The sequence below is a fragment of the Natronomonas sp. EA1 genome, assembly GCF_051195035.1.
Taxonomy (GTDB): Archaea; Halobacteriota; Halobacteria; order Halobacteriales; family Haloarculaceae; genus JBNTJV01.
In genome coordinates, this window is sequence record NZ_JBNTJV010000001.1 from 49,182 (window position 1) to 75,262 (window position 26,081).

Annotated in this window: 34 protein-coding genes; 16 read left to right on the plus strand and 18 right to left on the minus strand. The window is 64.9% G+C overall.

Translation table 11 applies throughout. The features are described from left to right. Nucleotides 1-933, minus strand: coding sequence for a D-2-hydroxyacid dehydrogenase (locus tag ACQUQR_RS00280; RefSeq protein ID WP_435193825.1), 933 nt, complete (start codon nucleotides 931-933; stop codon nucleotides 1-3). A gap of 102 nt (nucleotides 934-1,035) precedes the next feature. On the opposite strand from ACQUQR_RS00280, the gene ACQUQR_RS00285 reads away from it, so the two are divergent. Then, nucleotides 1,036-2,277, plus strand: coding sequence for an MFS transporter (locus ACQUQR_RS00285; RefSeq protein ID WP_435193826.1), 1,242 nt, complete (start codon nucleotides 1,036-1,038; stop codon nucleotides 2,275-2,277). Here the strand turns inward: ACQUQR_RS00285 and ACQUQR_RS00290 are convergent, their stop codons facing one another. After that, nucleotides 2,278-3,069 (minus strand): enoyl-CoA hydratase/isomerase family protein, encoded by a 792-nt coding sequence (locus tag ACQUQR_RS00290; RefSeq protein WP_435193828.1) that lies wholly within the window; start codon nucleotides 3,067-3,069, stop codon nucleotides 2,278-2,280. A 99-nt stretch (nucleotides 3,070-3,168) separates the two neighbouring features. Between ACQUQR_RS00290 and ACQUQR_RS00295 the strand changes: the two genes are divergently transcribed. After that, a complete protein-coding gene (locus tag ACQUQR_RS00295; RefSeq protein ID WP_435193830.1) occupies nucleotides 3,169-4,524 on the plus strand; it encodes an NAD(P)/FAD-dependent oxidoreductase in 1,356 nt (451 codons plus the stop codon). Here the strand turns inward: ACQUQR_RS00295 and ACQUQR_RS00300 are convergent. Beyond that, a complete protein-coding gene (locus ACQUQR_RS00300) occupies nucleotides 4,521-5,000 on the minus strand; it encodes a thiol-disulfide oxidoreductase DCC family protein (protein WP_435193832.1) in 480 nt (159 codons plus the stop codon). The genes ACQUQR_RS00295 and ACQUQR_RS00300 overlap by 4 nt on opposite strands. A 430-nt stretch (nucleotides 5,001-5,430) precedes the next feature. Here ACQUQR_RS00300 and ACQUQR_RS00305 point away from each other — a divergent pair, with 430 nt between their 5' ends. Continuing rightward, nucleotides 5,431-7,107 carry a hypothetical protein gene (locus tag ACQUQR_RS00305; RefSeq protein WP_435193834.1) on the plus strand — a complete coding sequence of 559 codons (1,677 nt, stop codon included), beginning with the start codon at nucleotides 5,431-5,433 and terminating at the stop codon, nucleotides 7,105-7,107. Next, entirely contained in the window at nucleotides 7,108-7,923 is an 816-nt protein-coding gene (locus tag ACQUQR_RS00310) for a hypothetical protein (RefSeq protein WP_435193835.1), read from the plus strand. Between the two features lie 63 nt (nucleotides 7,924-7,986). On the opposite strand, the gene ACQUQR_RS00315 is transcribed toward ACQUQR_RS00310, so the two are convergent. After that, nucleotides 7,987-8,316, minus strand: coding sequence for a hypothetical protein (locus tag ACQUQR_RS00315; protein ID WP_435193837.1), 330 nt, complete (start codon nucleotides 8,314-8,316; stop codon nucleotides 7,987-7,989). A gap of 80 nt (nucleotides 8,317-8,396) precedes the next feature. On the opposite strand from ACQUQR_RS00315, the gene ACQUQR_RS00320 reads away from it, so the two are divergent. Further along, nucleotides 8,397-8,606, plus strand: coding sequence for a hypothetical protein (locus tag ACQUQR_RS00320; protein WP_435193839.1), 210 nt, complete (start codon nucleotides 8,397-8,399; stop codon nucleotides 8,604-8,606). A gap of 20 nt (nucleotides 8,607-8,626) precedes the next feature. Here the strand turns inward: ACQUQR_RS00320 and ACQUQR_RS00325 are convergent, their stop codons facing one another. Beyond that, on the minus strand, nucleotides 8,627-9,262 hold the full coding sequence (locus ACQUQR_RS00325; protein WP_435193841.1) for an IS6 family transposase: 636 nt from the start codon (nucleotides 9,260-9,262) through the stop codon (nucleotides 8,627-8,629). A gap of 100 nt (nucleotides 9,263-9,362) precedes the next feature. On the opposite strand from ACQUQR_RS00325, the gene ACQUQR_RS00330 reads away from it, so the two are divergent. The 3 genes from ACQUQR_RS00330 to ACQUQR_RS00340 are packed head-to-tail and all read left to right on the plus strand — an operon-like array spanning nucleotide 9,363 to nucleotide 10,558. Further along, complete coding sequence (locus ACQUQR_RS00330; protein ID WP_435193843.1) at nucleotides 9,363-9,641, plus strand: DUF433 domain-containing protein; 279 nt, start codon at nucleotides 9,363-9,365, stop codon at nucleotides 9,639-9,641. Next, nucleotides 9,638-9,895 (plus strand): DUF5615 family PIN-like protein, encoded by a 258-nt coding sequence (locus ACQUQR_RS00335; RefSeq protein ID WP_435193845.1) that lies wholly within the window; start codon nucleotides 9,638-9,640, stop codon nucleotides 9,893-9,895. Before ACQUQR_RS00330 ends, ACQUQR_RS00335 begins: the two co-directional genes overlap by 4 nt. Nucleotides 9,896-9,955: 60 nt before the next feature. Next, a complete protein-coding gene (locus ACQUQR_RS00340) occupies nucleotides 9,956-10,558 on the plus strand; it encodes an ArsR/SmtB family transcription factor (protein WP_435193847.1) in 603 nt (200 codons plus the stop codon). Nucleotides 10,559-10,570: 12 nt separating this feature from the next. On the opposite strand, the gene ACQUQR_RS00345 is transcribed toward ACQUQR_RS00340, so the two are convergent. Continuing rightward, a complete protein-coding gene (locus ACQUQR_RS00345) occupies nucleotides 10,571-11,242 on the minus strand; it encodes a metal-dependent transcriptional regulator (RefSeq protein WP_435193849.1) in 672 nt (223 codons plus the stop codon). 36 nt (nucleotides 11,243-11,278) lie between these two features. Next, complete coding sequence (locus ACQUQR_RS00350; RefSeq protein ID WP_435195494.1) at nucleotides 11,279-12,517, minus strand: putative manganese transporter; 1,239 nt, start codon at nucleotides 12,515-12,517, stop codon at nucleotides 11,279-11,281. A gap of 133 nt (nucleotides 12,518-12,650) precedes the next feature. Here ACQUQR_RS00350 and hisD point away from each other — a divergent pair, with 133 nt between their 5' ends. Both hisD and ACQUQR_RS00360 read left to right on the plus strand, forming a co-directional pair. After that, nucleotides 12,651-13,919 (plus strand): histidinol dehydrogenase, encoded by a 1,269-nt coding sequence (hisD, locus tag ACQUQR_RS00355; protein ID WP_435193850.1) that lies wholly within the window; start codon nucleotides 12,651-12,653, stop codon nucleotides 13,917-13,919. A gap of 60 nt (nucleotides 13,920-13,979) precedes the next feature. Next, nucleotides 13,980-14,333, plus strand: a complete 354-nt coding sequence (locus tag ACQUQR_RS00360) for a HesB/IscA family protein (protein ID WP_435193852.1) — start codon at nucleotides 13,980-13,982, stop codon at nucleotides 14,331-14,333. Nucleotides 14,334-14,442: 109 nt separating this feature from the next. Here the strand turns inward: ACQUQR_RS00360 and ACQUQR_RS00365 are convergent, their stop codons facing one another. From ACQUQR_RS00365 to ACQUQR_RS00395, 7 genes are all read right to left on the minus strand, one after another. Beyond that, nucleotides 14,443-14,643, minus strand: a complete 201-nt coding sequence (locus tag ACQUQR_RS00365; protein ID WP_435193854.1) for a dodecin — start codon at nucleotides 14,641-14,643, stop codon at nucleotides 14,443-14,445. 46 nt (nucleotides 14,644-14,689) lie between these two features. Next, nucleotides 14,690-15,355 (minus strand): hypothetical protein, encoded by a 666-nt coding sequence (locus ACQUQR_RS00370; RefSeq protein WP_435193856.1) that lies wholly within the window; start codon nucleotides 15,353-15,355, stop codon nucleotides 14,690-14,692. Continuing rightward, nucleotides 15,352-15,984, minus strand: a complete 633-nt coding sequence (locus tag ACQUQR_RS00375) for a hypothetical protein (protein ID WP_435193858.1) — start codon at nucleotides 15,982-15,984, stop codon at nucleotides 15,352-15,354. The genes ACQUQR_RS00370 and ACQUQR_RS00375 overlap by 4 nt, the downstream gene beginning before the upstream one ends. Nucleotides 15,985-16,034: 50 nt before the next feature. Continuing rightward, nucleotides 16,035-16,946: a metal-dependent hydrolase gene (locus ACQUQR_RS00380; RefSeq protein ID WP_435193860.1), complete on the minus strand. Its 912-nt coding sequence runs from the start codon at nucleotides 16,944-16,946 to the stop codon at nucleotides 16,035-16,037. A 55-nt stretch (nucleotides 16,947-17,001) separates the two neighbouring features. Then, a complete protein-coding gene (locus ACQUQR_RS00385) occupies nucleotides 17,002-17,529 on the minus strand; it encodes a mechanosensitive ion channel domain-containing protein (protein ID WP_435193862.1) in 528 nt (175 codons plus the stop codon). A gap of 39 nt (nucleotides 17,530-17,568) precedes the next feature. Next, entirely contained in the window at nucleotides 17,569-17,886 is a 318-nt protein-coding gene (locus ACQUQR_RS00390) for a DUF7116 family protein (RefSeq protein ID WP_435193863.1), read from the minus strand. Nucleotides 17,887-18,024: 138 nt separating this feature from the next. Next, the gene (locus ACQUQR_RS00395) at nucleotides 18,025-18,270 is read right to left on the minus strand and encodes a DUF5816 domain-containing protein (RefSeq protein ID WP_435193864.1); all 246 of its coding nucleotides are present in this window, start codon (nucleotides 18,268-18,270) and stop codon (nucleotides 18,025-18,027) included. Between the two features lie 83 nt (nucleotides 18,271-18,353). Between ACQUQR_RS00395 and ACQUQR_RS00400 the strand changes: the two genes are divergently transcribed. Beyond that, complete coding sequence (locus ACQUQR_RS00400; protein ID WP_435193865.1) at nucleotides 18,354-19,700, plus strand: bifunctional metallophosphatase/5'-nucleotidase; 1,347 nt, start codon at nucleotides 18,354-18,356, stop codon at nucleotides 19,698-19,700. Between the two features lie 36 nt (nucleotides 19,701-19,736). Further along, complete coding sequence (locus ACQUQR_RS00405) at nucleotides 19,737-20,138, plus strand: universal stress protein (protein WP_435193867.1); 402 nt, start codon at nucleotides 19,737-19,739, stop codon at nucleotides 20,136-20,138. Here ACQUQR_RS00405 and ACQUQR_RS00410 read toward each other — a convergent pair. Next, the gene (locus ACQUQR_RS00410; RefSeq protein ID WP_435193868.1) at nucleotides 20,122-21,126 is read right to left on the minus strand and encodes a mechanosensitive ion channel family protein; all 1,005 of its coding nucleotides are present in this window, start codon (nucleotides 21,124-21,126) and stop codon (nucleotides 20,122-20,124) included. The genes ACQUQR_RS00405 and ACQUQR_RS00410 overlap by 17 nt on opposite strands. 73 nt (nucleotides 21,127-21,199) lie before the next feature. On the opposite strand from ACQUQR_RS00410, the gene ACQUQR_RS00415 reads away from it, so the two are divergent. After that, nucleotides 21,200-21,943, plus strand: coding sequence for a proteasome assembly chaperone family protein (locus ACQUQR_RS00415; RefSeq protein WP_435193869.1), 744 nt, complete (start codon nucleotides 21,200-21,202; stop codon nucleotides 21,941-21,943). A gap of 434 nt (nucleotides 21,944-22,377) precedes the next feature. Then, nucleotides 22,378-22,548, plus strand: coding sequence for a hypothetical protein (locus ACQUQR_RS00420; protein WP_435193870.1), 171 nt, complete (start codon nucleotides 22,378-22,380; stop codon nucleotides 22,546-22,548). Here ACQUQR_RS00420 and ACQUQR_RS00425 read toward each other — a convergent pair. Beyond that, nucleotides 22,545-23,396 (minus strand): translation initiation factor eIF-2B, encoded by an 852-nt coding sequence (locus tag ACQUQR_RS00425; protein WP_435193872.1) that lies wholly within the window; start codon nucleotides 23,394-23,396, stop codon nucleotides 22,545-22,547. The two genes, ACQUQR_RS00420 and ACQUQR_RS00425, sit on opposite strands and share 4 nt — an antisense overlap. Nucleotides 23,397-23,473: 77 nt before the next feature. Between ACQUQR_RS00425 and ACQUQR_RS00430 the strand changes: the two genes are divergently transcribed. Together ACQUQR_RS00430 and ACQUQR_RS00435 are read left to right on the plus strand one after the other, a co-directional pair. After that, on the plus strand, nucleotides 23,474-23,767 hold the full coding sequence (locus ACQUQR_RS00430) for a hypothetical protein (protein ID WP_435193873.1): 294 nt from the start codon (nucleotides 23,474-23,476) through the stop codon (nucleotides 23,765-23,767). An 82-nt stretch (nucleotides 23,768-23,849) separates the two neighbouring features. After that, a complete protein-coding gene (locus tag ACQUQR_RS00435) occupies nucleotides 23,850-24,008 on the plus strand; it encodes a DUF7563 family protein (protein WP_435193874.1) in 159 nt (52 codons plus the stop codon). A gap of 21 nt (nucleotides 24,009-24,029) precedes the next feature. On the opposite strand, the gene ACQUQR_RS00440 is transcribed toward ACQUQR_RS00435, so the two are convergent. Both ACQUQR_RS00440 and ACQUQR_RS00445 read right to left on the minus strand, forming a co-directional pair. Continuing rightward, entirely contained in the window at nucleotides 24,030-24,533 is a 504-nt protein-coding gene (locus ACQUQR_RS00440) for a hypothetical protein (RefSeq protein WP_435193875.1), read from the minus strand. 57 nt (nucleotides 24,534-24,590) lie between these two features. After that, nucleotides 24,591-26,054 (minus strand): RtcB family protein, encoded by a 1,464-nt coding sequence (locus tag ACQUQR_RS00445; protein WP_435193876.1) that lies wholly within the window; start codon nucleotides 26,052-26,054, stop codon nucleotides 24,591-24,593. Nucleotides 26,055-26,081 lie beyond the last annotated feature (27 nt).

Consider the following 26,081-nt stretch of genomic DNA (forward strand, 5'->3'; position numbering starts at 1 on the left):
TCAGACGACGCGGTTACGGAGTGGCTCGCCCCGTTCGAGACGAGCCACGTTCTCCGCGACGATGTCCGCGAGCCGGTCGAAGTAGTGGGGCGTGTCACCCGCGATGTGCGGGGTGAGAAGCACGTTCTCCATCGCCCACAGCGGGTGGTCCTCGGGGAGCGGTTCGGGGTCGGTCACGTCGAGGACGGCCCCCGCGATCTGCTCCCAGCGGAGCGCGTCGACGAGCGCGTCGGTGTCGACGACCGGCCCCCGCGCGACGTTGACGAGCGTGGCGTGGGCGGGCATGGTGACGAACTCCGAACTCCCCAGCAAGCCCTCCGTCTCGTCGGTGAGCGGGCAGGCGAGCACGACCGAATCGGAGCGGGCGAGCGCGTCGTGCAGGTGGTCGGGCCCCAGCACCTCGTCGGTGGGGCCACCCTTCTCCGGGGAGGCGCGGATGCCGACCGTCTCGACGCCGAACGGTTCCAGCCGCTCCGCGATGCCCCGACCGATGGCGCCCAGCCCGACGATGGTCACCGTCGACCCGTACAGCTCGCTCGTGCCGAAGTGGCGCCATTCCCGGCGCTCCTGCTGGCGGAACGCCTCCGTGAACTCCTGCGTGAGGGTGATGAGCCCCCCGATGGCGTACTCCGCCACGTTGGAGGTGTGGACACCCGCGGCGCTCGTGACGGGCACCTCGTGTGCGGCGAACGCCTCGAGGTCGATGTGGTCGCTCCCGGCGTAGACGCCCGCGAAGAGCTTGAGGGAGTCGGTGACGCGCTCGGGTGGGAGGGTCGGGCCGGTGACGACGTCCGCCTCGGCGACCAGCGCGCGTTCCTCGTCTGGGGTGCGAGCGTGGCTGATCTCGTGGTCGGGCAGGCGGTCGCGCAGCGCGTCGACGTAGGCGTCGATGGGCCGACCGCTGACGGCCGACCGGAGGACGACGATGTGCATATCTCCCCCTCTCACCCGGGGGTCTAAGAGCCGTCGCCTCCCGCGAGCGTCCCCCGGGGTCGTATCGCGCCCCTCAAGTCGGGTGACCGCTTCAGCCGAGCCGTGTCACGACGCATCTGGGGACTGATCGGCCTCTCCGCCTTCACGCGGTTCGCTGGCGGCATCCTGATGGGGACCGCCTTCGCCGTCTACGTCGAGAGCGCGGGCTCACCCCTCCTCGCGGGCGTGCTCGCCGCGTGCTACTATGCGGGACTGATGGTGTTCTCCCCTGTCTGGGGTGCCCTCGCGGACGTGACGGGCCGTCGCCGCGCGGTGATGGTCCTCACGGCGCTCCTCTCTGCCGTCGTCGTCCTCCCGCTGCTCGTCGTCCAGAGCGTGTGGGCCGCCATCGGGGTCCGCGCGCTGTTCGCGGTGTTCTTCGCGGGCTACGCCCCCGTCGTCCTCGCCATCGTCTCGCACCACGGCGGCGCGACGGGTCGCGGGCGCTCCGTCGGGCTCTACAACAGCGCCCGCTCCGGGGGGTTCGCCTCCGGGCAGGTCGGCGCGGGGGTGCTCGTGGGGCTCGTCGCCCCCGCCGGCACCGCGGTGGTCCTCGCCGTCGCCGGGCTCTCCGCGCTGTGTGCGCTCGCCGCGGCGTTCATCGAGGACCCGACGCCGACTTCTCCTTCCACGTCGTGGAGCGAGGTGCTCACCGAGATTCGCTCTCGGCTGTTCCCCGCGCCCGACGAGCGCGGGCATCTCGACACCAACGGCCTCCGCTGGCTCTACGTCGCGCTCGCGGCCCGCAATCTCTGCGTGCTCGGCGTGATGGCGCTCATGGGACCGTATCTCCTCCGGAACGTGGAAGTGAGCGGCGCGATGATGGGGAGTCTCCTCGCCGTCAACCACGGCTCGCAGGTCGCGTTCATGTTCCTTCTGGGGGTCGTCGCGGACCGGCTCGGTCGAAAACCGCTCATCGTCGGTGGGATGGCCGGTTCAGCCGCGTTCGCCGTCGTCGCCGCGGTGATGACCTATCCGGACGGGGTCGGACGAATCCTCGTCGCCGGGGGTGCGTTCCTCCTGCTGGGGTTCTCCTTCTCCGCGATGACGACCGGTGCGGTCGCGTTCATCGGCGATGTGGCCCCGACGGGACGGGAATCGGAACTGCTCGGGCTTCGGGGGACCGCGAAGGGGTTGGGCGGTGTGTTCGGCCCGCCACTGGTGGGCCTCGCCGCGACGGCGTACGGCTACGAGACGGCGTTCGCCGCGGCCTCCGTCGTCGCCTGCTTCGCCGTCCTCGTCGTCACCGTCGGGCTGGTCGAGTCCCGGCCCGCGGCCGCGAGTGGCGTCCCCGCGGACGACTGATTACTCCCCTTCGAAGTCGGCCTGCTCCTTCGAGAGGAACGCCTCGATCCCCTTCCGATAGTCGTCGGTGTGGGTGAGCCGGGCGATGCGCTCCGCTTCGGCGGCGAGCTGGCCGTCGAGCGACCGGTCGAACGACCCCCGCAGGAGCGCGCGGGTCTCCCCGTAGGCGCGGGTGGGCCCCGCGGCGAGCCGTTCCGCTTCTTCGCGCACGGCGTCGTCGAATCCATCGTCGGAGACGGTCTCGGTGACGAGCCCGAGGTCGGCGGCCTCCTGTGATGAAACGGGTTCGTCGCGGAACGCGATCTCCTGGGCCGTCCGGAGGCCGACCAGCCGGGGGAGGAAGTAGGAGGAGCCGCCATCGGCGGAGAGGCCGATGCGGGGGTAGGCGAACTCGAAGCGCGCGGACTCGCTGGCGATGACGATGTCGCCGCAGAGCGACGGGCCGATGCCACCGCCCGCGGTGACGCCGTTGACGCCACAGACCACGGGCTTGGGGGCGCGGGCGAGCGTCGAGACGGTCTCGTGGAGGTAGTTCGCCAGCCGCTTGATCGTGGGGTGGTCCCCGCTGTCGCCGGAGAGGGCCGTGAGATCCGCGCCGGTGCAGAACGTTCCCCCAGTGCCCGTGAGGACGAGACACCGCGAGTCGTCGTCGCTCAACTCGAGCGCGGCCTGATGCAGCTCGCGTGCCATCGTCAGGTCGAGCGCGTTGTTCGTCTCGGGGCGGTCCATCACGAGATAGCCCACGTCACCCTCGTGGCGGATGGTGACGTGCTGGAGTTCCAACTCGGTCATGCTCCCCCTCCGAGGTGGGGAACAATCAAGCTACCCCGAACCCGGGGACCCCACCGGGAACGTCAAGCGTTTTATGCCCACTACGCACACGGGTGAAGTATGCAACAAGTGGACGTCGCCATCGTCGGCGGGGGCCCTGCCGGCTCCTCCGCCGGGCGGGCGGCCGCACGCGCCGGTGCGGATGCGGTCGTCATCGAGAAGGGGGTCCCCCGGGAGGACCGGGAGGACCTCGGTCCCGACTCGACGGACGCCGCCGGCATCCTCGACTACTGGGTCGACATCATGGACCTCGACGAGCCCATTCCCGAGTGGGTGAAGCTCCGGGAGCTCTCCGGTGCGGACTTCCTCGGCCCGAACGAGTCCGTCGCGCTGAACGACACCGGCATCGAGTCGTCGTACCCGAACTTCGGGTTCACCGTCCAGCGGGCTCGGCTCGACGACTGGCTCCGCGAGCGCGCCGAGAACGCGGGCGCGGAGTACCGCGTGGGGACGGGGGTGCGCTCGGTGGAGACGGACCTCACCGGCTCGCCGACCCACACCCTCACGCTGAAGGACGGCACGGAGATTCGGGCCACCCACCTCGTCCTCGCGGACGGCCCCCAGCGCACGATCACCGGGCAGGTGCTCTCGGAGTACCTCGCCGAGGGCGTCTTCGAGGAGCGGATGGCCTCCCCGAAGGTGAACCACATCGCGTATCAGGAGTATCGGGAGTTCCCCGAGGAGCTGTTCGAGCCCGACCGCATCAAGTTCTGGTGGGGTGCGATGCCCGGGCATACGGCGTATCCGTGGGTGTTCCCGAACGACGGAACGGTGGCCCGCGTCGGCCTCACCATGCCCATCGGGCTGGACCTCGACACCGTGGAGAACCGCGAGGACTACGTCCTGCTCCGGCCCGAAGACGAGCGCGTCCCCTCCGGGAAGGTGTACATCGAGCGGCTCATCGACTGGCTCTACCCCGAGTACGACGCCGACGACTTCCCACTCGTCGGCGACAGAGGGAAACGCGGCGGCACGGAGACGTACCCCATCTCTTCCACCCGCCCCATCGAGTCCCCCACCGCGGCGAACATCGCCGTCGTCGGCGGGGCGATGGGCGCGACGAGCGCGTTCCACGAGGGGGGCGACCACGTCGCCATCCGCACCGGGAAGATCGCCGGCCGACTCGCCGGGCTGGACGCGATGCGGGCGTACAACACCGAGTGGCGCGAGGCCATCGGCGACGAGGTCCGGAGGAACGTCGCCTTCGCGGACATGGTCGTCGGCTACGGACCGAGCGACTGGGACCGCGTCTTCGGCATCATCTCCAGCGTGATGGACGACGGCGGCTTCACCCCCCGCGACGCCGTGAAGACCGGTATCTCGGGCGCGAAGCTCTTCGGCAGCTACAAGAAGACGAAGTACCGGTATCGGGGCCCGCGGGTCTGTCAGATTCGCGAAGAGGAGTACACCGTTTAGCGGAACCGTTCGCGCAGCCGGTGGTCGGGCATCCGGCACGAATCTTTTTTCCCGAACAGCCGGTAGCGAACCCGCGCGAGGAGCCGATAGCCCGCGTCACGGAGGGGTCGGGGGACGACGTGCAGGTGCCGGAGCCACCGCCAGGGAGTCTCCAGATGCTCCGCGATTTTCAGCGCCCCATCCGAGGCCGTATGGGCCTCCCCGTCGAGATACACCAGCGAGTCGAAGTAGTCCCCTCCCAGTCCGTGTTCCTCCAAGAGCGCCGTCCCCACCTCGGACTGCAGCGACGCGAAGTGGAGTTCGCTCCCCGCGCGTTCGTGGTCGAGGATGAACCGGACGGACCAGTCACAGAGGGAGCAGACGCCGTCGAACAGGACGACGGGGTGTTCGCGGTCGCGGGAAGGGACGGGGTCGCTGTCGGCGGCGCTCGTGCGCTCGCTCCCGGCTGCGCCCTCGCTCGCGGTGGGCTCGGCCATGTTCAGTATGCGGCTCGCACGTCGAAAAGGGTATTCCCCTCGGTCATCTTGGGTAGAATGCGTACCTTTAGTCCCCACCCCGAGGCCGCCCTTGGCGCAGCGATGACGGACGTGGAGAACCCGGGTACGCTCATATCCAATTGCGTTGACTCCGTCAGCGCCTCTGGCTGTAACTGAGCCAGCGAAGGCCCGTCGCAGCCCGACGCGACCGCCCCACACGAGGGTTTGCCGGCTGACCGAGGCATGCCGCCGGGAGTGATGCCGGTCGTTAGTGTTTGGGGCGATATCTTCTGATATATATAGAGCAAAATAAACCAGTCTTATCTGAGTTCTTGAGATCTGGGAGCTTGAATGCAGGAAGTCCCATTTTCAGTTTCACCAGACTTTCCAAAATATCTTTATGCGTTAGAAGAAAGTACTCAAGAAGCCTATGTCGCTTACACAGGAAGACTCGGGGAACTATCTAATTCTCTACCGGGAAGTCCAATCAGATGACCGATTGGAAAGCGACATCATTGATCAGAATAATGATATAACTAATATACGAGATTTAATAAATGATGTTCGAGATGGGGTAGAAGATTTCCATACTTTGGAGTCTCTTGACGTGCGATCGTACTTCAAGGACTGGGTCACTACTATACTTGCTAATTCTGATTCGTTAACTGCGAATATTGACAAAGACCTTAGAAAGACCATTGAGTACCTAGCTGAGGACTTCTCGGATAGTATGTTAAGCCGGGCTCGTGAGAAAGGAAAATATGTAGTTTTCATTATTTCTGAGGGGTCTCTGATTGCGGCGCATTCATTCACTGGAAAAAAAGCGATTACCACCGATATGACTGTGATTGAAGAACTGCTGAGCGAATCTAATATTGATAAATTTGCAGAATTTCGATATGATGAGGATAAAGATGTTATTGTTGAACACTACGATCGCAATGACACGGTTTCGTTCACAAATTGGCTAGGCATCCCCGAGGATGAAGTTGCATTTAATATCAAAGGAGATGTACGTATTTATACCGAAATAGATGATATTGACGTAGTGTTTGAATTTGACGAAAAAGACATCACCAAAAAATTACTAGGGTCCGACCGGTATGACCTGTCGGATGGAATGCTTAAAACTCCGAATGAAAAGCCCCGTCGGATTGAACGCATTCGCTGGGGTCATACCGCATATTCTGATGTTGATGATTTTAAACAAGACCTGTTCAAAATAAGCCACAATTTGGCTAGAGCGTTTGACTTATACAATGATGAAATATCAAATAGCTTGGATTCATTTTTTGATGTTGAGGATCATCGTGAGGCTATTATAAAATTCAAAAACGAATCGACAGAAAGTATATCAAAACCTCAGGTTGATAATTTTGAGTTGGTGTATGTCAATCAATATGTTGATATGCACGTTTCATGGCGCAAGCACTTGTGTCAAAACTTGTTGACAGACCGTGACCCTCTCCCGATTTGCCACGCAGGTGCCGAATTCGCTGAGCATCCATTCAAAATCGGAAACTTTCGGATATACAATAAAATGGGTCTTTCCGAGGTGCAATCTGAGTATATTACTGATTTACTGAAAACTGCTGAAGACATGGGATCTGCCAACCTCAGGCCACTATTTACCCATGTGGTTTTCAAGCTCCTATCTGAAGCAACTCCAAAACCTCTGCGGTATATGTTTATTGAGTTCGCTAATGAATTTGAGAGCCAGTTCCTCACTGATTCTGAGGGGAATAGCCGAGTAATTCAGACTGAGGGTGAACAAATCGATCTTGAGTGGAAATCTCCCCCCTGGTTTGAGCGCGAGACGAGCGTGGATGATATCGCATATGGAATGAATAAAGAATTCCAGAGCTCTAGGTTCCTGATTATCGGAATCAGTGAGGATACGAAAGAAATTGATCCAATCGAAAGCGGAGTATCGTCAGAAAAACTAAATAAAATTGAGGAGAAACTGCATAATGATTTCGGATTGTCTGATTCGCGGGTGTGGTCTATTCCCATCGGCAAAGGGCATATTATCATTGCACTTAATGTTGATAGCAAACACATTAACGCAGATATCGATCTTTCGGTAATGGATAGGACTTCAATATAAATGCCCTCTCAAGACAATCCACAAAGCTCGCTCCAAGTCCAGCTTCCTGCATATCTGTTACAATCGATTGTGGAACCTCCGGTCGATATTGCTCCGGAGGGAATCGCAAACTTTCGATGGACAGAGGATGCATTAATTGTCAAGACGGTGGATGTTGCTAATGCTATCGTAATAAATCAAACAATTAGTCAATCTTGCTTTTCAGAGTTTCATGTTACACCACCTGAAAACCAGATTGTTGTTGGCACAAGATGTAAAACACTCTTGAATTTATTAAATGCTGCAGAATCTGATGAGTCAGTCAATCTTGAATTAAGAAAGAATAATCGAATTAGCGTCAGCTTTTCTGACGTGAACTACCAACTCTCCAGCGTGGATCCTTCGACCGTTCAAGAACCCAATATTCCTGATTTGGACTATGATGCGGAAGTGATTATGCATAGTGGTGTTTTACAACGAGCTCATCAGGTGATTGGTATGATGAGTGACTCGATAAAGCTTGAATTGGGTCCTCACTCTTTCAAGTTTAGTGGTCACGGGGATAGTGACATTGCCGAGATTGACGTAGAGGTTGTGCCGACCGAGGGGCAGATCTTGGAAGACGAAAATACACGAGCTTGTTCTCTAAAAAATGTTTCCAGTGACTATGAGTCAAAGTATGGGTCTGGGCTCATCAGACATGCGAATAAATTTGCTTCGTCAGATTGTATCAGTCTGTTTTTAGGTGAGGATTATCCGTTGAAAATAGCAACTGAACGAGAAGACGGAAAGATACCTACAGAAATAATCATTGCTCCAAGAATGGATAGCCAATAATCTCAGAAGGTATTATCACAAATACCTCTATTCTATCGGCTTTGGGCTGTCTTCCTGACTCCATCACGTTCTCGCGAGCAGCAGCCACGCCTGCCACGTTCCCCACAGGAGCCACGCGACCCCGAGGAGCACGAGCGCGTGGTCGCCGTACCGTGGGTGATACCGGGCGACGGTGCGCCACAGCGTCAACGTGACGAGCGCGCGGACGGCAGTGAGGACGGCAAGCCCCATCGTGGCGATACCGAACGGGAGGAGGCTGGCCGGGACCTCACCGGCCTGGATCGCGAGGCTCGTCGTCACCGTCGCGACGGTGAACCCCGCGAGGAGACACGCGACGGCGAGGCCCGTGACGGCCTGGTTCCACCGGAGCGAGACGCCCGACTCGTGGTGCATGGCCGAGAGATACGTCGCGGATGGGCATAACGCCTCGTCGGACCGTGTACGCTTTTGTCCCCCAGCGTCGAGGCTCTGGCGTGAACGGCGACACCTTCGTCACGCTCTCGCTCGCCGCGTTCGGCTCCATCCTCGCGGGGTTCGCCACGATGGGCTTTTCGCGCATCGTCCTCCCGTACACGACGGCGCGGCTGCTGGCGACCCCGTTCGTCCTCGTCGGAAGCGTCCTCGTCGCCGTGCTGTTCGTCCGGTCGGTGCTCGCGGTGACGGGCATCCGGCCGCTGGAGTAGCTCCCTCGAGCTGGTAGTGTTCAGATAAGCTGATTCCATGCGAAGCTGAATGATTTGATCCAGTCGTCGGCGGTTTCTGCGTCGGCGTTGCTGAAACAGTTTGAGAAGCAGATAGTTCGGCGTTTTATCTCACGAAAGACACGTTCGACGCTATTCCGAGTTCCATGTTTCTCGTATCTGAAATCGAAGCCGTGGCGCTGACACGCAGCTTGCAACGAGTGTGATCCATCGACGAGAAACACGGCGTCGGAGACGTCGTGTTTCTCGGAGAGTTCCGTCAGAAACGACTGAGCGAGAACCTTCGTAGTCGTCGGTTCAAGCTTTGTATGGAGCAATTCGCTTGTCTCGGGATCGACAGCGGCATACAGCCAATATTGCTCATCATTGAGTCGGATCACGGTCTCGTCAACCGCAACGTGATCCGGAGACCGACCAGCTTCGGGCTGTAGATCGGCCTTGTGAACCCAATTATGGACGGTTGATCGAGCACGTTCGACACCGAATATCTCAAGAATAGAAACGGTATTCGAAAGTGATAGGCCAGCAAGGTGGAGCTGAATACCAAGCTTCATCACCAATCTCGGTGTCGCTTCTCGTTCCACAAAATCCAAGTCAATTTGATCTAAACAACCGTTGAGGCGGGCGTTTTTCGGCATAGAGCACTGAAAAACCGCACCGCCTCACACTTCATCCTTATCTGAACACCGCCCTCGAGCTCGGGCGAGAGTTTAACCGATAGAACGCCCGAGTACCGGTATGGCAGTGACGAAGTCGCGAATCGTGTCCGGCTCGGAGTCGGACGTTCACGACGAGCCACACATCGGGGGGACCCGGGTGACGGTCCAGCATCTCCACGCCCGCGTCGAGGAGCGTGGGCTCCGTCCCGAGACCGTTGCGGACCGACTGGGCCTCGACGTGGCGGACGTGTACGAGGCACTCGCGTACTATCATCGGCATCCCGAGGAGATGACTGCCATCGAGGCTCGCCGACAGCGCGCCGCGACGGAGTCGGAGACGCTCGAAAAGCCCGAATGAGGTTTCTCCTCGAGGAGATCATCGAACACGAGGTGTACCACCGGCTCGTCGATGCCGGGCACGATGTCGTCCACGTCGAAGTCGGCGGTGCCCCCGAGAAAGGGTCGACCGATGCCGAGTTGGCCGTGTTCTCCCGGGCAGAGCGACGTGTCATCGCGACCTACGACGACGACTTTCGGTCGCTTCCAGTGGACAGCTCCTCGACAGCGGAACTCGGCGGTTTCATGACCCTCGGGAGGAGTTGGCTCGAATAGCTCAAAGGCCGCTTTGACCCACCGAAACCGTCATCGTATCAGGTGAGTTCTCTGCAGGTAATGGGACTGTTGCCGTCGCGACTGGTCGTGAACTCCGCCCCTGCCGAACCGAAGGTCCTCGATATCGACGGGGAGGAGGCCGACCGCGCGTTCGAGGCGCTCGGCTCGGAGACGGCACGACGCATCCTGCAGGTCATCTACGACGAGCCGCGGACCCCGCCGGAGGTGCAGTCGGTCGTCGGGACCTCGCTCCAGAACGTCCACTACCACCTCGACCGGCTGGAGGGCGCGAACCTCATCGAGCCCGCCGGCGTGGGCTACTCCGAGAAGGGCAACGAGATGACGGTCTACGGCCCGGCGAGCGAGGCCGTCGTCCTCTTTGCCGGGCAGGAGCACACCGGCTCTCGCCTCCGCAGTATCGTCTCGCGCGTGTTCGTCCTCGTCGCAGTGCTCGTGGGCGCGACGGGTATCGTGGAACTGCTGACGCCCGAGCCGGCGACCCCGACCATGGGCCTCGCCCAGCAGGAGAGCGTGTCGGCCGGCGACATGGCCGCCTCGACGGCCAGCACGGCGTCGTCGCTCGACCCCACGCTCGTCTTCTTCCTCGGGGGCGCGTTCGTCATCGCACTTCTCACTGCCTGGTGGCTCTGGAACGCGCGCTGAAAAACTCGACCGCTACGCCTGTGCTTCCGCGGCGGGCACCGTCTCGATGAGCCGCGCGATCTCCTCGGGGAGCGACTGCTCGCCCTCCGGGGTCGAGACGGTGACCATGCCGAACGGGGCCACGTCGACGACTTCGAGCTCGACGCCGGGTTCGACGCCGGCCTCGGCGAGATACCGGAGTTCCTCGTCGCCCTGGTGACGGATGCGGCGGACGACGAGCCGGTCGCTCTCCGTGGCGGCCGACAGCCGGATGGTCTCCTCGGCCTCGGGGAGCTTGAGGTCGCTGTCGGGGATGGGGTCGCCGTGGGGGTCCGCGGCCGGATAGCCGAGCACCTCGGCGATGCGGTCCGTGAGCTGGTCGGAGACGTGGTGTTCTAATCGGTCCGCTTCCTCGTGGACGTCCGCCCAGTCGTAATCGAGGGCCTCGGTGAGGAACGCCTCCAGCAGGCGGTGGTGACGGAGGATCTCGAGCGCGACGATCTCCCCCTCCTCGGTGAGGGTAACGCCCTTGTACTCTTCGCGGTCGATGAGCCCGCGCTCCTCGAGTTTCTTCAGCATCGAGGAGACGGTCGGGGGGGTCACGTCGAGGTACTCCGCGAGCGCGGAGGTGGCCACCCGGTCGTCCGTGTCGTTCTGTATCGTGTAGATGGCCTTGATGTAGTCCTCCATCACCGCGCTGAGCATGCGTGTCCTGTCTTTCATGGCGTCGTGGTTAACCCTTTAGGTCCCGAGCACACCGTAGCCGAACTCGGGGAGGCCGAACACCGGGCCCCACAGGAAGTGGAGCGCGATACCGACGACGAGTGCCGGAATCGTGGTGTAGATGCTGGCGACGATGGCGGCCTTCTTGTCGATGGCGATGAGCGGGAACAGCGCGTCGCCGTCCTGACTGATGGCGTTCGCGGTGAGCGCCGAGAACGGGATACCGCCGTTCGCGTACACGGAGGCGAGCACGATCTGGGGCCCACAGCCCGGAATCAGGCCCACGAGCGCGCCGCCGATGGGGGCGAGCACCCCGGCGGCGGCCGCCAGTGCGCCGATGTCAGCGCCCGTAAGGAGGAGCGCGTACTCGTAGACGAGATACGCGCCGATGACCCAGACGGTGACGAACGAGGTTTCGACGGCGGCGTGCTGGAACGTCGAGTAGGCCGAGGTGAACGACTCGCGCACCCGGCCGACACCCCCCTCGCCGATGTAGTGGCGGCCGACGAAGTAGAGGTAGAACGACAGCGTCGTCCCGGTGAGCCCGGCGACCGTGAACGCCCCGGCGAAGGTCGGCGCGAACTGCAGGGGCACGTCCGGCGCGCCGCGCAGGAGATAGAGCACGCCGGCGACGAGGCCGACGCTCGCGGCGCCCCACCACGCGACGTGTGCGGCGTGCGACAGCGGCGTCAGCAGCGCACTCTCGCGGTCCGGCCCCTCGTGATGGTGGTGGACCGGCGTCTCCTGGCTGTACTCGTGGCCGGGGTTCGCGGCGTGGACGGCCGCGGCCCCACCGCCGTCGGTGGCGACGGCGGGTGAGAGCCGGGCGACGGCGGCGTCCACCCGCGCGACCCCGAGCCCGACGCGGTCGACGAGATAGCCGAAGGTGACGGCCGTCACGAAGCCGATGCCGTAGGAGACGGCGGCGGCCTTCGGTGCGAGCGCGAGGACGACGAACGCGGCGTCGCCCGCCGTCGCGATGAGCGTCGCCACGACGGTGCCGAACGACACCGTCCGGCGGATGTACAGCGGCATCATGATGATGGCCCCACCACAGCCGGGGGTGAGCCCCATCAGTGCGCCGATGAGCGGCTGGTACCGCTCGTTCTTCTGGATCGCCGTCAGCAGGGCGCCGTTGGTCCGGTACTGGACGAGCCCGAACAGCAGGACGGTGACGGCGACGAACGCGGAGACCTGCACGTAGCCGTCACGTAGCGAGAAGACGAGGACATCGAGGAGGTCGCCGGCGTCAACCACGGCGACCACACCCCTCTTCCGATGGATTAGACATATCTAACTCTCAGTTTAACGCGGAGTAACTTATCTCTGTCGCGGGAGGGAGCCACACGGCATGGAAACCGTTTTTCACGCGAGTCCCGAAAGCGGGGATATGAATCTGCGAGTCCTCGCGGACTGCTCGCCCGACGAGCGCCGCGCCCTGTTCGAGCGCGACGCCGGCGTCGAGGAGGCCCGCGAGCCCGTCCGGGAGATCATCGGTCGTGTCCGTGAGGAGGGTGACGCCGCCCTCCGCGCGTTCGCGGAGGAGTTCGACGACGTGACCGTGGGGAACCTGGATATCACCGACGAGGCCGAGCGCGCCGCCGAGCGGCTCGATCCCGCGCTCCGCGAGCACATCGAGACCGCCGCGGCGAACGTCCGCGCGTTCCACGAGCGCCAGCTCCCCGAGGACTGGACCGACGACTTCGACGGCCGCGAACTCGGTCGACGCTTCCGCCCGCTCGAACGCGTCGGGGCGTACGTCCCCGGCGGCACCGCGGCGTACCCCTCCTCCGCGCTGATGGGGGTCATCCCCGCGAAGGTCGCCGGCGTGGACCACGTCGCCGTCGCCACGCCCCCGGCTGAGGACCTGAACGACGCCACGCTCGCGGCCATCCACCTCGCGGGCGCGGACCGGGTGTACCAGGCCGGAGGGGCGCAGGCCGTCGCCGCGCTCGCGTACGGCACCGAGACCGTCGACCGGGTGCAGAAGATCGTCGGCCCCGGGAACAAGTGGGTCACCGCGGCGAAAGCCGAGGTGCGCGGTGACTGCGAGATCGACTTCCTCGCCGGCCCCTCCGAGATCCTCGTGGTGGCCGACGAGACCGCGGACCCCCGGTTCGTCGCCGCCGACCTCGTCGCGCAGGCCGAACACGACCCGAACGCCTCCGTCGTCGCCGTCACCGACGACGAGGCCCTCGGCGAGGAAATCGTCGAGGAGGTGGAGCGTCAGACGGGCGCGCGCGAGCGCGAGGAGGTCATCCGACAGGCGCTCGAGAACGACGCGTCCGGCGTGCTGCTCGCCCGCTCGATGCCCGAGGCGGTCCTCTTCGCCGAGGAGTACGCGGCGGAACACCTCTCCCTGCAGGTCGAGGACGACGAGGCCCTCCTGGAGCGAATCGACAGCGCGGGGTCGGTCTTTCTGGGACCGTACTCCCCCGTCGCGGCCGGCGACTACGCGGCCGGCCCGAACCACGTTCTTCCAACTGGGGGCCTGGCGAAACTGCAGGGCGGGCTCTCCGTCGACACGTTCATGCGTTCGGTGACCGTCCAGCGGCTCTCCGAGGAGGCGCTCTCCGAGCTGTCGGAGACCATCACCTCCCTCGCGGAGGCCGAGGGGCTCGAGGCCCACGCGGCGAGCGTGCGCGAGCGGTTCGAGTGACCGGTCCGGGTCGCTTCCGGCGGCGACAACGTTAACAGGTGACAGACGCATCGTTCCTACATGAGCAGCAGTGCCGAGGTGGCCGAGGTCACCATCACGGAAGCGGCCGCCGCGGAGGCGCTCGACCTCCTGCGCGGCGAGGGGTACGACACGGACGAGGCCGGGCTCCGGCTGTTCGTCCAGCAGGGCGGCTGTGCGGGCCTCTCCTACGGGATGCGCTTCGATCTGGAACCCGAGGAGGAGGACACCGTCACGGAACACCACGGGCTTCGGCTGTTCGTCGACTCGGCGAGCATGAAGTACGTCCACGACTCCGTCATCGACTTCGAGGGCGGACTCCAGGGGAAGGGGTTCCACGTCCAGAACCCGAACGTGGAAAGCGAGTGCGGCTGTGGCGAGTCGTTCCGGACGTAGCGTCGGCTCTCCGTTCTGTCTCCAAGAAGAGTCTGTTCCGGTGCGTCGGTCTCGCTCCTTCCCCTCCGCACCGACGGCTGCACAGGCCGTTACAGACCTGCGATGGTCGCTACTCGTCGAGTTCGAACGCCACTTCGACCTCTGCCTGATACTGGCGGCCGTCCACGCTGGCGACCTCGACACCCATCTCCTGGACTTCCGCCCAGTAGACGTTGTCGAGCGTCTCCTCCGCGCGGTCGAGCGCGTCGTCCACGGCGTGGTCGAAGCTCTCGGCACTCGTCCCGATGAGCGTGATCTTCTTGAACACCATCGCAGTCGCCACTTCTCGGGCGACGTATAAGAAGGTATGCTCCGTGTTATCTCGGGTCCTGCCGCTGGTCCAGCCGTTCGGTGAGCGCGCCGACCACGTCGCTGAGATGGGCGGTCCCCCACGTCGCGACGATGACCGCGCCGATGGTGTCGAAGACGAGATCCAGCATGGTGTCGTCGAGGCCGTACTGGGTGAGGACAGGAGCGCCACCGAGCATCGCCGAGGCCTCCCCGATGACGAACTCGATGACCTCCCAGAAGACGCCGAACGCGAGCGTGACGAGGAGGATGAACACGAACATGAAGTTCGGCGGGAGCCGGACGGCGTCGGAGTGGACGTCCACGGCCCGCGCGACGGAGTAGCCGGCGGCGGCGACGACGCTGGCGGACAGCGCGTGGGTGAGGTGGTCCCACCACCACAGCGACCGGTACGGCGTGAGTTCGTTGCCGGGGAGGCCGATGGTGCCGAACGCGTGGAGGAAGACGGCGGTGGTGATCCACAGCGTGAGTCCGCTGTCCATCGGGATGTTGTAGTCGCGTTCGAGGATGGAGGGGAGGCGGGTGACGAGCAGCGCGACGCCGGTGTTGACGACGACGCCGGTGTTCCCCTCGTAGAGGCCGACGAAGAAGATGCCGATGAGGAACACTTCCATCAGGTTGGTCAGCTGCCGCTGGCGCTTCTCGGAGAGTCCGAGGTGGTCGCGGATGTTCATGCTCCCCCCTCGATGCCGAGCGCCGCGGCGTCCGCACGCTTGCGCCGCCGGAAGTAGAACTCGAAGACGACGCCGGCGACGACCCCCGCGATGAAGGACGCGGCGAACTCTATCATGAGCTCGCGTTCGGCCCGTTCGAGTGCCGCTTCCGTCCGCACCGGCGGGAGCAGGAGTGAGGTGCCGAGATAGAGGTCGCTCCCGTATCTGACGACCGCCCAGACCCCGGCCGCAGCCATCGTCGTGATGACGACGAACGCCACGGCAAAGCGGTAGCTCATCTCGACGGGGGTGAGCAGATGCAACTCGACGGCGACCATCAACGCGAGCGCGGCCACGGAGAGGTACGCCGCGATGTCACCCGTGACGGGCACCTGCGCGAACACCTGTCCGAGCAGGGGTAATGCGGCGAGCAGCAGCACCTCCCACGGGAGCATCGCCTCGAGGTTCCGGGCCACCGCGGGCGGGAGACACGCGAGAACGGCCACGACGACCGCGAAGCCGGCCCACAGCAGGCTCCCGGTCGCGAGATGTCCGGCCGCGACGACCAGCACGAACCCCACGAGGAGCCACGCGAGGACGGCGTTGCGTCGCTCGTTCTCCAGCAACCCGCCGACGCCGGTCCGATTCATATCGGAGGAATCGGCCGGATGGATTAAAAAGGGGTGGTCCCGGAGGAGACTCAGAACCAGAGGTACGCACCGGTGTACGCGAGCGCGGCGAGGGTCACGGCGGCGAGCCCGGTCGTGACCGCCCGGAGGGGGCGGCGGAGCGCGCGCATCCGGGGGGCGCTCGTCACGACCCCCAGCCCGAGGATGGAGAAGACGAAGTGGTACGACACCTCCAGCGTCGGCGGGGGCATGAGGAGGACGGCGCTCGCGTAGCCCGTCCCCGCCAGTGCGCGGCCGGACACCTCGGGGAGCAGCCGGCGGTCGTGGAGCCGGAGGTAGGCCGCGAGCGCGAGCCACGCCGTGGCCAGCTCCACGAACAGCGGGGCGAGCAGGTTCAGCGTCGGGTCGGCGAACAGCTCCGGCCGCGAGGCGATGAGGGTCACGTCGAGGGGGTAGAACAGCGCCGGCGGTTCCCCGGTGAGCAGGTCACCGAACGGGTGGGAGGCGATCCCCAGAAGCGCCGCGGCGAGGACGTGGCGCTCCCGGAGCCCGGCGGACTGCCCCGCGCGCAGTGCCCCACCCGCGATGGTGAAGACGGTGACGAGGAAGACGAGCATGACCGCGGCAGCGAGCCCACCGCTTGCGAGGAAGGCCCACGCGACGAGCCAGCCGCCGACGAGGAGGCCGGCGAGCCGCGCGCGGCCGAAGCTCCAGAGGGCGGCCGTCGCGCCGACGGCGACGACGAGCGAGTGGGTGACCGCACGGTGGACGACGTTCCCGGTGGCCCAGAAGCCGTTCGCGGCGTCGAACACGCCCGACGCGCCGACGACGCCGGCGGGGGCGTACAGCATATCGACGTCGGGCGCGAGGCCGAACGCGCCCGCGGCCAGCGCCACCGCGAGCGCGCGGTCACGCGGCCAGCCGAGCGCGTGGGCGACGAACGCGGCGAGCGCGAACGCGAGCAGCCCGTGGCCGATGAACATGCGCCCGAATTGGCGATACGAGGATAAAAGCAGCGCGTGTTACTCGTTGGCAGGGTCAGTCCGCGTCGTCGCGCTTCGTCCACTTCTTCTCGATCTCGGCGTTCCCGCGGACGACGGTGTCGCCGTCGACGGTGAGCCGCGTCTTCCGGAGCTCGATCGCCTTCACGACCCCCTCGACGCCCCCGATGTCGACGGTGTCGCCGGGCATGAAGTCGGGGTCGCGAAGCAGGTAGACGCCGGCGACGGCGTCGGCGATCATCCCCGAGATGGCGTAGGAGACGCCGAGCGCGATGAAGCCCGTCGCCGTCCCGAGGGAGGTGGCGATGCCGTCTAAGCCGACGATGGAGAGAAACGAGAGCCCGACCGCGAACCAGAGGACGATGACGACGATGGTGGCGATGAACTGCCGGTAGACCGGCGACTCACCGGGGACGGTGCGCTTGAGCGCCGTCTTCACCCCGAACATGATGAGCTTCACGCCGATGGCCGCGAGCACGAGGAAGATGGCCCCGGCGATGAGCTTCGGGAGGGCGGTCTGGAAGTCGGTGATGAACTGTCGGATCGCGTCTTCGACGAGCGCCATGGCTCACCGTTGTGGCGAGCCGTAAAAAAGGGCCCTGCGTCAGGGGGCCGGCAACACGTCGGGGTCGGGGTGGAGGACCTCGTAGTCCCCGTCCTCGTCGACGCTGATGACTGCCCAGTCGTACGCGGGGGTCGCCTGCAGGAGTGTCTCGCGAAGGCCATAGGCGCGATCGGCACGTGCCACGAAACAGCGAAGGTCGCCGTGGGTGGGTGCGTCCTCCGGTGTCGCGGTCGTCACGTACACCGTGCGCCATTTGCGCGTCGCTCGGAGTTCCGTTCCCGACTCCTCGACTTCGTATCCCAACTGCTGGAAGATCGACTTGGCCTCTTCAACGAGAGATGTGGTAACAGGCCTCATCCATGCGAGGGTTGCACATGCCGGGCAATAAACCTTCGTACCTGACTGCCCGACTCGGGAAGAACGTCCGAGGATGGCGATTTCTGGCGGCTCGGGCGATTCCACTCGGCGACCGAAATCGGATTCGGTTACGTCTACTCACTCGTGAGCGGCGTCCCACTCGTCCGCCTTCTTCATGTTCGCACACTCGTTACACTGGATGCGACCCATCGCGTCCATCGCGTTGTTGAACGTCTCGCAGTTGGCACAGAAGAAGCCCCAGCGGTCCTCGCGGTCGTCGTCGGAGTAGACGACGAAGAAGGGGCCTTTCTGCCCCTTCTCGCCCTCGTCGCGGGCGACGTAGAGCGTCTTGCCGGCCGGGCCGTCACGTGATTCCAGGCTCATGCGAGACCGTACCCACGCCGAGAGTAAAAGGGTGCGCCCTCGCGGTCCGATGCCGTTTTCCCCTCCCACCCCTCACGACGGGTATGTCCCTCCGGCTTCTCCATTACTCCGATGTCGAGAACGCCTACGACGACCCCGAGCGGCTCGGGCGACTCGCGGGCCTCATCGACGCGCGCCGGGACGACGACACGCTCGTCTTCGGCACCGGCGACAACACCTCTCCCGGCGTCCTCCCGCTCGTCACGCGCGGCGGGCAGGCGATCGAGTTCTTCGATGCCATCTCCCCGGACGCGGATACGTTCGGCAACCACGACTTCGACTACGGCCCCGACCGGGCGATCGAGATCATCGAGGCGAGCCCCCAGCCGTGGCTCTCCGCGAACGTCGAACGCGGTGGCGAGACGTTCGGCGCACCCGCGGTCAAACGGTGGGAGACCTTCGACGTGAACGGTACCACGATAGGGGCCTTCGGGCTCACAACCCCGCGAACGGGCTCTATCAACCCCAACACGGGGAACGTGGAGTTCACCGATCCCATCGCTGCGGCCGAGGAGGCCGTCGACGCCCTGCGCGCGGCGGGTGCGGATTACGTCGTCGCGCTCTCGCATCTCGGGCGCGGTGACGAGGAGCTGGCCCGCGAGACCGACGTGGACGTCATCCTCGGCGGGCACATCCACGCGGAGGTCGTCGAACATATCGACGGCACGCTGCTCACCCGCCCCGGCGTCAACGGGGAGATCCTGCTCGAGATCGAGCTCCCGGCGAAGGCGGCGACCCGGCACGTCGTCCGGGAGGGGCCGCTCGACGAGGGGGTCGCGGCCCGCGTTCGTGCCCAGAAACGCGAGGCGGGCGTCCACGAGGTCGTCGCACACGTTGAGCAGCCCATCGAGCGCACCGTCGAGACCTGCTTCCGGGGGGAGTCCAGAGTGGGGAACTTCGTCGCGGACGCGTACCTGTGGGCCACCGGGGCCGACGTGGCGCTCCAGAACTCCGGTGGCATCCGGGAGGGTCACGCCCTCGAGGATGACGTGACCATCGGCGATCTCATCAGTCTGATCCCGTTCGACGAACCACTGGCCATCGCCCGCGTCGAGGGCGCACGGCTTCGCGAGGCGTTCGCCCAGGGTGGTGACGAACTCGGCTTCGGCGAGCCGGGCTGGTGGCACGCACACATCGCCGGGGCGAGCCTCGAGTACGACCGGCGAACCGGGACGCTCTCGAACGTCACCGTGCAGGGAGACCCCATCGACGACGAGCGGCGCTACACCCTCGCGGTCTCCGATTACGTCCTCCACTCGTCGGACGAGTTCCCGGCGCTCACCGAGGCCGACCGACTCGAACTCGGTGACACGCAGTACGAGGTGCTCGCGGCGTACGCCCGTGAACACGGTATCGACCCGCGTATCGAGGGCCGGGTCGTCCTCCGATAGTAAGCTTTTGGCCGCTCGACATTCTTCTCACTCGTAATGACGCTGGTCGTGGTCCCCGTGCGCTATCCGTTGTCGGAACACTCGAAGGCAACCCTCTCGCGGGCGATCGACCTCGCCCGCGAGGAGGACGCGGACCTCACCGTCCTTCACGTGAACCTCTATCAGAACGACCACCGCATCACCCGGGCGGAGCTGAAACGCGCGGTCGAAGCCGAGTTCGGCCGCGTCCCCCGCGCCCGGTTCGTCGTCCGCTCGGGGTTCCTCGTGGAGGAGACCATCCTCGACGAGGTCATCTCCGAGGGCGCGGATTTCGTCGTCATCGGGCGCAAACAGGCGAGTCGCTGGCGGCGGATGGTCCGCCAGCTCATCGACGACCCCGACGTGGAGTCGTTCCTCCGCGAGAAACTCGACGCGAAGGTCGTCACTGCGTCTCTGTAGTCTCGTCGCTCACGACCAGCTCCTCGTCGGAGACCGGCCCTTCCTCGACCGACTCCGGCCCGCGTTCGCGAACCGACACCTGCATCTCCCCGCTCGTCTCGTCGAAGAAGAGATGCGAGTGGGGGTAGGCGATCTCCACGTCCTCCTCGCGCATGAGCTCCCAGAAGTTCGTCTGAACGTTCGAGCGCGCGGTGAGCAGTTTGTACGGCTCCGTCACCCAGTAGCGCAGTCGGAGGTTCACCCCGTGGTCGGCAAAGGCCTCGATGTAGCAGGTCGGGGCCGCGGGGTAGCGCGCCCCGCCGACGCGGATGTCCGGGCCCCCCTCAATGACGTTGTCCACCTTCCGGGCGGCTTCCTCCGCGATGGCCCGCGCGCGGTCGATGTCGCTCTCGTAGGTGACGAGCAGGTCGAGCGCGAGACGGGTGCGGGCGTCCTCCGCCGAGTAGTTGATGACGTCGCGGTCGCGCATCGCGCCGTTCGGGACGACGAGGAACGTGTTGTCGAGGGTGAATATCTTCGTGTACCGCAGGGTGATATCCTCGACGAAGCCGTAGGTGTCCGTATCGACGATCTGGACCATATCGCCGATCTCGTACGGGCGCTCCGAGAGGACGAAAAAGCCGTTGATGACGCTCCCGATGATGGGCGCGAGAACGAAACCCAGCACGGCCGAGAACACCGACAGCGAGATGGCCAGGTCACCGATGGGGATGCCGAGCACCGTCAGCGTCACCAGCCCACCGGCGACGAGGACGGCGGCCTGCACCGACCGGAGCACCGTTCGCACGACGGAGGGCCGCCGGAACCGTCGGGCGATGCGCCGGCCGAGGACGGCCTTCACCAGCCGGGAGATGTAGAACGTCACCGCGAGCACGACGATAGCGACGGTCACGTCCACCGTCCAGTCCGGAATCCACGGCGGGAGCCAGCCCGGGTGCGGAACGAAGCTCTCCGGGGTTGTCGTCGGTGTCGGCGTCCCGGCCTGCATGCGCTACCCCTCGCCGGCCGCCGGAAAAAGGGTTCCGACCCACAGTTATCTCCCCCGAGGTTCAACGGGTCGTATGTTCGGCATTCGCGGCTCCCCCGGATTCAACATCCGGACGGACGAGTCCCCCTCGAAGACGCTGCTGTGTGGGTTCTCCGAGTTCGGCCTCGCGGGGCTCACCACCGTCGACTATCTCGTCAAACAGCTCGAGTTGGAACAGACGGGCCACATCGAGGTCGACCAGCTCCCCACCATCACGCCCTTCGAGAACGGCCGTCCACGCCACCACACCCGGCTGTTCTCCCGTGACGACCTCGATATCACGGTGCTCGTCGGCGAGCTGTTCGTCCCCGGCTGGGCCGCCGAGCCCTTCGGTGACGCCATCCTCGACTGGACCGAGCAGAACGCCGTCGAGGAGATCGTCGTCGCCTCCGGCGTCCCCGTCGCCCACGGCCCCGACGAGCACCGCACCTTCTACATCGCCTCCCCCGACTACCGCGAGGCGCACCTCACCGACACCGACATCCCCCCGATGGCCGGCGGCTTCCTCGACGGCGTCAACGGCGCCATCATGGCACGCGGCATCGACTCGACGCTCCGCACCTGCGTTCTGACCACCCCCGCCCACGAACAGACCCCCGACGCAGCGGCCGCCCTCCGCCTGCTCGAGACCGTCTGCACCCTCTACGACCTCGATGTCGAACGCGCCCCCCTCGAGGCGTTCGCGAACCGGGTCTCCGCCTACTACGAGGAGCTCGCTGGCCGCGTCGCAGCTGCGAAGGAGGAGACCGGGGGGCGGGAAGATCGGATGTACATGTAGCCCCACCTTTTTCTGCGTCGGGTTCGCGCAGAGCGCGAACCACTCCTTGAAAAATCTGGACCAAAAAAGGCCGAATCAGCCCGTCGGGCTGATTCGGTGAACCTCGCTCGCTGTCGCTCGCTCGGACATCACCGCACACCGACCGTCCCGCACGGCACCGCCACCGCAGCAGCCCAGCCCTCCCCCGAAGTCGCGCGCCCTCACTACCGTTCGGGACGCGCTCCCGGCCGTCCGCCTCCGTACGGGCGAGGGTTTATGAACGAAGCCGGGACCAGCCCCCCCGTGACGTGAGTATCGTCGCGAGGGGCCACGGCGGGTGTGCGGCTCACCCCTCGCGAGTCGCCGAGAGCCGCCTGTTCGCCATGGTACGTGCCGGTAGTTCACACGGGCTCACGCCAGCGCTTTATCCGATGAGCGCGAACGGTAGACTGCAAATGAGTACCTCCGCAGGTGGGAAAACCCACCTCCACTGTCTCGACTGTGGTCACGCCAGTCCTATCGACGGTGACTGGGTCACGACCCACGAGGGCGACGGCGACGACCGGACCGTCGTCTTCGAGTGCCCGGACTGCGGGCGCACGATACTCGCCCAGCCGCTGTTCTAGAACTCCTTCACGCCGTCGTCCGTCACGACCTCCGTGAGCAACCGCGTCGGCGTCGCGTCGTACGCGGGGTTCTCGACGCTGAATCCCTCGGCGGGCTCGCGCATCACCTCGCTCGGCGAGCGGAACTCGTTCTCGAAGGCGAAGCCGTCCTCGATGAGCTTCGCCGAGGAGCCGATGACGGTCATCGGCACCCCGATCTCCGCCGCCGTCGCCGCGATGGGGAACGTCCCCACGCGGTTGTAGAAGGTGTCGCCGACGATGCAGTCCATTCCGACGACGACACGGTCCACCTCGGGCAGGAAGTGGCCCGCCGCGGCGTCGGTGATGAGGTGCGTCTCGATGCGGTCGATCCCCGCGAGCGTGCGAGCCGTCTTCCGCCCGAGATACCGCGGCCGGGCCTCCGTGACGTACACTGTCAGGTGATTTCCGTCACGGGCGGCCAGTTCCAGCGCCTCCAGCACCGTCGAGGAGTAGTCGTGCGTGAGGACGGTCGTTCCGTCCTCGAAGACGGCGGCGCCGCGCTCGGCCGCACGCGACTTCGCGGTCTCCACCTCCTCGATGACCCGGTCGATGACCTCGGCGGTGCGCGCCTGCGCCTCCTCGAGTGAGGTGTTCTCGAGACTCGACACGGCCCCCAGGATCTCCTTCTGGGTCGTGTGCAGCGTCGCGTGTGAGGGGTTCGCCCGCTGGAGGGCGTTCGAGTTCCGTTCGAGGTCACGGACGTACTCCTCGGCCGTCGGGTAGTCGCGGTCCAGCAGCTCGCGGAGCGCGGCGGCGGCCTTGACCGCGACCACGGAGGAGGAGTGCGTCTGCATCTCGCGGATCTCCTCGACGGTCTCGTCTATCATATCCGCGGGGTGGATGGGAGTCGGCAAAGGGGTTCCGGCTCCGAACACGCCATACGGCTGGCCCGCCTTCTCCAGTCATGGTCACGGTCACCTACTACTGCCCGCGCTGTGAGGCCATCGCGGAGCTCGAACGCGACGCCTACCTCGCGGACAAATGCGTCACCCCCGACCCGCTGGACGGGTGGGAGTACGCGAACGCCTACGACGAGTTGGAAGAATCAGAGGGCGTCGAGATCGTCTGTGGCGCGAGCGAGACGCGCGGCGAGGGATGCGGCCAGCCGTACTACCTCTCGTTCGTGAAGTTCCACGAGGGCGAGGAGGTCGACCCCCGTCTCCCCCTCTCGGACGTGTCGTTCGATTTCACCCGCTAACCGGCATGAACAATCGGGAAAAACGCCGGACGACGGCGCTCTGAGACAGAAGGCCTATTAACGACCATCCGAACGGGGGAGTATGCCCCACTGTCTGAACTGCGAGTCGTACGTCTCCGAAACGTACGTCCGAGTGTTCGCGCCCGACGACTACGACAGCGTGCGCGTCTGCCCCCACTGCGAGGACAAGCTCCGCGACGGTGCCGGCGTTCGCGAGGCCCGCGCCCCGCGTCAGCAGTAACGCCCACCCCGTTCTCGCGTCTCACTCCGCCGTTCTACCACGCTTCGGCAGCAGCCGGTCGGCCAGCGCCGACAGCCGCTCGTACGCGAGGTTCACGTAGAGCCCCGAGAGGAAGACCACCCCGGCAACGAGCGTGTCGTTCGGCGTCCCGTCCGGGCCGACACCCAGAATCAACGTGGAGAGGAGATAGACGCCCGCACCGAGCGGTATCGCGGCAGGAATCCGGAAGTGGTACTGGACGATCTCGGCGGGCGTCCGGTCGAAATCCCGGATGAGCGCGGTGAAGACGAATCCGAGCGCGCCGAGGACGCTGAAGGCGTATACCTCCCACGGCACCTGGACCGAGAAGTCCCCCGTCTTCCCGAGATCAGGGAGGAAGCCCTTGAAAAGTACCGTCGTCCCGGCGACGACGAGCGTGAGAAGCACGTCGATTCCGAAGACGGCCACGACGCGGGGCGAGCGGTACCAGACCGCTGGCTCCTCCCCGCCATCCCGTGGGGTCTCGGCCGCGCCTTCTCCGGACATGTATGGAACACATCAACGCACGAACATCGTTCTTTCCCCGAACCGGGGTAGTGGGATTCACCCCTTGATGTTGCAGACGGGGTAGACCCGTGCGACCTTATCACCGATGCCGAGCGCGTCGCTCACGCGGACGACCTCGTCGACGTCCTTGTACACCCCGGGGGCCTCCTCCGCGATGGTCGCGCCCGAGGAGGCCTTGACGTAGACCTTGTTCGTCTCGCGCAGCTCGTCCTGGACGTCCTCGCCCCAGAACTCCTGTTTCGCCTGGGTGCGGGACATCAGCCGACCTGCCCCGTGGGCCGTGGAGCCGAAGGTGAGGTTCATTGAGTCCTTCCCGCCTCGGAGGACGTACGAGCCCGCCCCCATCGAGCCGGGGATGATGATGGGCTGGCCCACGTCGCGGTAGGCCTTCGGGACCTCCGGGTGACCGGCGGGGAACGCCCGCGTCGCGCCCTTCCGGTGGACGAACAGCTCGCGCTCCTCGCCGTTCACGTCGTGGAGCTCCTTCTTCGCGATGTTGTGCGACACGTCGTACAGCAGGTCCATCTCCATCTCCTGCCACGGCCGGTCGAACACCTCCTCGAACACCTGCCGCGTGCGGTGCATGATGAGCTGCCGGTTCACCCACGCGAAGTTGATGGCCGCGCACATCGCGCCGTAGTACTGCTCCGCGAGCTGAGACCCCGCGGGCGCCGCGGCGAGCTCCCTGTCGGGAAGCTGGTCGAGCAGTCCCTTGTGCGTCTGCTCGATCTTTCGCAGGTAGTCGTTGCAGGTCTGGTGGCCGAGCCCCCGCGAGCCGCAGTGGATGAGGACGACGATCTGGTCCTCCGCTAATCCATAGGTCTCGCCCACGTCCTCTAAGAAGACATCGGTGACGCGCTGGACCTCGAGGAAGTGGTTCCCCGAACCGAGCGAGCCGAGCTGGTTTCGTCCCCGGTCTTTGGCCTTCTTCGAGATGGCGCTGGGGTCGGCGTCCTCCCGCATCCCCTCGTCCTCGCAGTGCAGGAGGTCGTCCTCGACGGCCCAGCCGTGTTCGAGCGCCCAGTCCATCCCGCGGGCGAGCACTTGCTCGATGGTGTGCTGGTCGCCCTCGACGACGCCACCGCCACCGAGCCCCGTCGGAATCGCGTCGAACAGCGCGTCGACGAGTTCCTCCTCGCGGCCCTCGATATCCTCATACTGGAGGTTTGTTTTTATCATTCTAACTCCGCAATTAACATCATACCCGACCGCTCCGGGCGAGATACAGCCGTTCTCGGCGTCGATGCCCGCGACGCCGCCGACGGGGAAGCCGTACCCCTGGTGGCCGTCAGGCATGCAGATTGCATATTTTTGAATGCCGGGGAGGTGGGTCGTGTTCTTCAGCTGTTCGAGCGTCTTGTCGTCGGCGATCTCCTCCAGCAGGGGCTCGCTGGCGAGGACGCGCGCGGGAACGTTCATCCCCTCCTCCTGGGGAATCTCCCAGACGTACTCGCCGACCCGGTGGAGCGTGATATCGCCGGCTTGGAAGGTATCGGTCATACAGGAGACTCTACGTGCCGCGCCCGA